This is a genomic window from Pseudarthrobacter sp. NKDBFgelt (assembly GCF_046097905.1).
Lineage (GTDB): Bacteria > Actinomycetota > Actinomycetes > Actinomycetales > Micrococcaceae > Arthrobacter > Arthrobacter polychromogenes.
Genome location: NZ_JBJURL010000136.1, coordinates 1 through 4,103, shown reverse-complemented (window position 1 = coordinate 4,103; position 4,103 = coordinate 1). Strand labels below are relative to the sequence as shown.

4 protein-coding genes are annotated in these 4,103 nt (G+C 67.2%); 1 reads left to right on the top strand and 3 read right to left on the bottom strand.

What is annotated here, in order from left to right; all coding sequences use genetic code 11:
• Positions 1-2,143: S41 family peptidase (locus tag ACKAE7_RS20470; protein ID WP_408980156.1), on the top strand; the 2,143-nt coding region annotated here is incomplete at its 5' end.
• Positions 2,144-2,240: 97 nt separating this feature from the next.
• Here ACKAE7_RS20470 and ACKAE7_RS20465 read toward each other — a convergent pair.
• The 3 genes from ACKAE7_RS20465 to sucB all read right to left on the bottom strand — a co-directional run.
• Positions 2,241-2,669 carry an OsmC family protein gene (locus ACKAE7_RS20465; protein WP_104187558.1) on the bottom strand — a complete coding sequence of 143 codons (429 nt, stop codon included), beginning with the start codon at positions 2,667-2,669 and terminating at the stop codon, positions 2,241-2,243.
• 188 nt (positions 2,670-2,857) lie between these two features.
• Positions 2,858-3,208 (bottom strand): hypothetical protein, encoded by a 351-nt coding sequence (locus ACKAE7_RS20460; protein ID WP_066275205.1) that lies wholly within the window; start codon positions 3,206-3,208, stop codon positions 2,858-2,860.
• Between the two features lie 115 nt (positions 3,209-3,323).
• On the bottom strand, positions 3,324-4,103 hold a 780-nt coding region (sucB, locus tag ACKAE7_RS20455; protein ID WP_408980155.1), incomplete at its 5' end, for a 2-oxoglutarate dehydrogenase, E2 component, dihydrolipoamide succinyltransferase.

Here is a 4,103-nt window from a genome sequence, read left to right as displayed (position 1 = left end):
GGCCAGCGCCCTGGAAGCCAGTCCTGACGGGCAACGGCTCGCCCTCGGCACGTCCTTCGGCGAGGTTTATGTGGCGGACACCCGCACAGGTGAACTGACGCTGGTGTCCAGCATTGGCGAGGGCACGGTTGCCGACCTCTCGTGGTCGGCGGACTCCCAGTGGCTCGTCTGGTCAGAGCCGGTCACGTCCTTCGGTTCCCGCAGCCGGCTGCGGATGGCCAACGTGGCAAAGCCGGGATCCGTCCCGGTGGATGTCACGGACGGCCGCTTCGGAGACAAATCCCCTGCCTTTACCCCGGACGGGAAGTTCCTGGCGTTCCTGTCGAACCGCAGCTTCGACCCGGTGTACGACGGACACTCCTTCGACCTCTCCTTTCCCAGCCCCATCAAGCCGTACCTTGTGGCACTCTCGGCGGACACGCCGTCGCCCTTTGGTCCCGCGGTGGACTCCGAAGCGGGGGAAGCTGCAGCCGCAGGGGGAGGCGGACAGGGCCCGGACGGGGAAACATCAGCACCGGACGTCCGGGTGGACGCCGAGGGACTGGCGCACCGGGTCATCACCGTTCCCGTGCCGCAGGGGAACTACACCTCCCTGAAGGCAACTGAGGGAGCCCTGCTGTGGCTCGACTGGGCCCTCGCCGGGGTCACCGGCGACGGCAAGGCCAGCCAGGACGACAAGGACGCCCGGCCCAGCCTGGTCCGGTTCGACCTTGGACGGCGCAAGCAGACCACACTGGTGGACGCGCTGGACAGCTACCGCCTGTCAGGGGACCGCAGCAAGGTGGTGCTGGTCTCCGACAAGCAGGTCACCGTGGTTCCCGCCGATGCCAAGGCGGATGAGGAATCCGGGAAGCTGGTCAAGGTTGACCTCGGCCGGATCCGGGTCATGATGGAACCGCTCAGTGTGTGGGGCCAGGCCTTCGACGAGGCGTGGCGGCTGCAGCGCGACTTCTTCTGGACCGAGGACATGGCCGGCCAGGACTGGGAATCCATCCACAAGCGCTACCGTCCCCTGGTGGAGCGCCTGGGCTCCCACGATGACCTGGTGGATCTCCTGTGGGAACTGCACGGCGAACTGGGAACCTCGCACGCCTACGTCCGGCCGGCACTTGTCACGGAGAACGGCAGCCACGGCCAGGGCAGGCTGGGGGCCGACTTGGCCTACACGTCCGCCGGATGGGAAATCACACGGATCCTTGCCGGCGAGTCCTCCGACCCGCTGGCGACGTCGCCCCTGACCCGGCCCGGCGTCGGCGGCAAGGCGGGGGACATCCTGCTCGCCATCGACGGCGTGCCGCTCTCGGAAAGCGTCACCCCGGCCATGCAGCTTGTCGGAGCCGCAGGGCGCGCCGTCGAGCTGACCCTCCTGAACGGTGCTGCGCACGGAGCCGCAGCGGGCACCCAGCGCCGCGTCGCCGTCGTGCCCGTCAAGGACGAGGAGCGCCTCCGGTACCAGGAATGGGTGGCCTCGAACCGGCGCACCGTCCGTGAAGCGTCGGCGGGCACGTTCGGCTACCTCCACATCCCGGACATGATGGCGAACGGCTGGGCACAGCTGCACCGGGACCTTGACACCGAAACTGCCCTGGACGGACTGATCGTCGATGTCCGGCGCAACCGCGGCGGGCACACCTCGCAGCTGGTGGCAGAGCTCATTGGACGCAAGGTCACGGGCTGGAGCATGCCCCGCGGGGAAAAGCCGCGGACATACCCCCACCATGCGCCGCGCGGCCCGGTGATTATCCTTGCCGATGAGTTTGCCGGCTCAGACGGGGACATCATTACGCAGGTGTCCAAGCTGAGGGGGATCGGACCGGTCATCGGAACGCGCACCTGGGGCGGGGTTGTGGGCATCGACAACCGCTTCGCCCTGGCCGACGGCACCGGCGTGACGCAGCCGCGGTACGCCACCTGGTTCGGCGGCGGAGTGGGCTGGAGCGTGGAGAACTACGGTGTGGACCCGGACATCGAGGTCACGTTCCCGCCCCATGCCTACGCCGCGGGCCGGGACCCCCAGCTGGAATACGGCATCGGCGCGCTGAAGGAAATGATCCAGGAACTGCCCACCGACCGTCCGCCGGCCCGCGAAGGCTACCGCCGGCTGCGTCCCGCTCCGCTGCCGGCACGCCGCCAGGGGAAGTAGCCCCGGCAGCAGAAGCCGCATCAGCAATAACCCGCAGCGCAGCAGAAAGCCCTGCCTGGCCGGAATGGCCAGGCAGGGCTTTTTTACTCTTGCCGGATCAGGACTCCAGGGTCGCATCCAGGGTGATGTCGATGCTGGCCAGGGCGCCGGACACGGGGCAGCCCACCTTGGCCTCGCCCGCGATCTTCTGGAACTCCTCCTCGGAAATTCCGGGGACCCTAGCTGACATGGTGAGGTGGCTGCCGGTGATTCCCGTGCCGGGAACAAACGTCACGTCTGCCTTGGTACGGACTTCCTCCGGTGTGTGGCCCGCCTTGTCGAGCTCGTTGCTGAAGGCCATGGAGAAGCACGCGGCGTGGGCTGCGGCGATGAGTTCCTCCGGGCTGGTCTTGCCGTTGGCCGCTTCAGTGCGGGCCTTCCAGGTGACATCGAACGTGCCCAGGCCCGAGGTGGCCAGGCTGGTGGTGCCGGCACCTTCCGTCAGGTTGCCGTTCCATACTGCGTTTGCTGAACGTGTTGCTGCCATGTTCACTCCTCAGGTCGATGTGTACCGGGGCAGGCCGCTGCCTGGACCCCGCCGTGTCCCATCCTAGGGACAACACCCGCGGCATGCACCGGCTGTCCGCTGTCAGAGGATTATGACAGGGGCATGAGACGACGACGGCGACGCCCCCTCGGAAGGGAGCGTCGCCGTCGTGGTTTTAGCCTGGGGCCTTACTGCCAGAGCGTCGCGATGGCGATGTTCAGCAGCGCGAGTCCGCCTACGCCGTGCGCCAGGCCTGCGCTGATGTCCTCGCCCTTCTTGTACTTGCGGCGGCCGATGAAGGCGAGCACGCCAACGGCGAGGGCCACTGCGAACTTGATGCCGAGCTTGAAGTAGTTGGCGTCCATGTCCAGGGCCGGGATAAGCCCCATCAGGGCGACGCCGGTCAGCAGCTGGAGCATGGCGCCGTCGAACTGGCGGGGGTGGACGGTGGGCTTCTTCATCTGGCCGATCCAGATGCCGACGATCATGGCGGCGCCGACGATATGCAGGAAGACCACGATGTTATAGACGATGTTCATGGGACCAGTGTAGCCAGAGATTCTACGGCCTGTAGTAGTTAAACGACGACGGCGGTGCAGGCCGTCCGGGAGTTATCCCGCCGTTGCCTGCACCGCCGTCGTGTGCGTCCGGGTGTTACAGCCCCAGGTCCGCTTCGAAGGCGCCTTCTTCGAGGCGTGCCTTCAGGGTCTGGAGGAAACGGCCGGCGTCCGCGCCGTCCACCAGGCGGTGGTCGTAGGTCAGGGAGAGGTACATCATGGAGCGGATGGCGATCGAATCGTCACCGTTCTCATCCGCCACCACCACGGCGCGCTTGACGATGGCGCCGGTGCCGAGGATGCCCACCTGCGGCTGGTTGATGATCGGAGTGTCGAACAGGGCCCCGACCGAGCCGATGTTGGTGATGCTGAACGTGCCGCCGGACAGCTCGTCCGGGCCGATCTTGCCGTCGCGGGTGCGGCCGGCAACGTCGGCGATCTTGCCTGCCAGTCCCGCAAGGTTCAGGCTGCCGGCGTCGGAAATGACCGGGACCAGCAGGCCCTTGTCAGTGTCGACGGCGATCGCCAGGTGCTCGGCGTTGTGGTAGGTGATCTCCTGCTTGTCCTCATCGTAGGCAGCGTTCAGCTTGGGGTGCTGCTTGAGGGCCTCGGCGACAGCCTTGGCGATGAACGGCAGGAAGGTCAGCTTGACGCCGTTCTGTGCCTGGAAGGAGTTCTTGGCGCGGGCACGGAGCTTGGCGACCTTGGTCATGTCCACTTCGTGGACCTGGGTCAGCTGCGTGGAGACCTCGAGGGACTCGCGCATGCGGCGGGCGATGACCTGGCGGATGCGCGGGGCCTTCTGGGTGGTGCCGCGCAGCGAGGAAGCGGCCTGGCCCGCGGATGCGGAGGCTGCCGGGGCGGAGGCTGTCGGAGC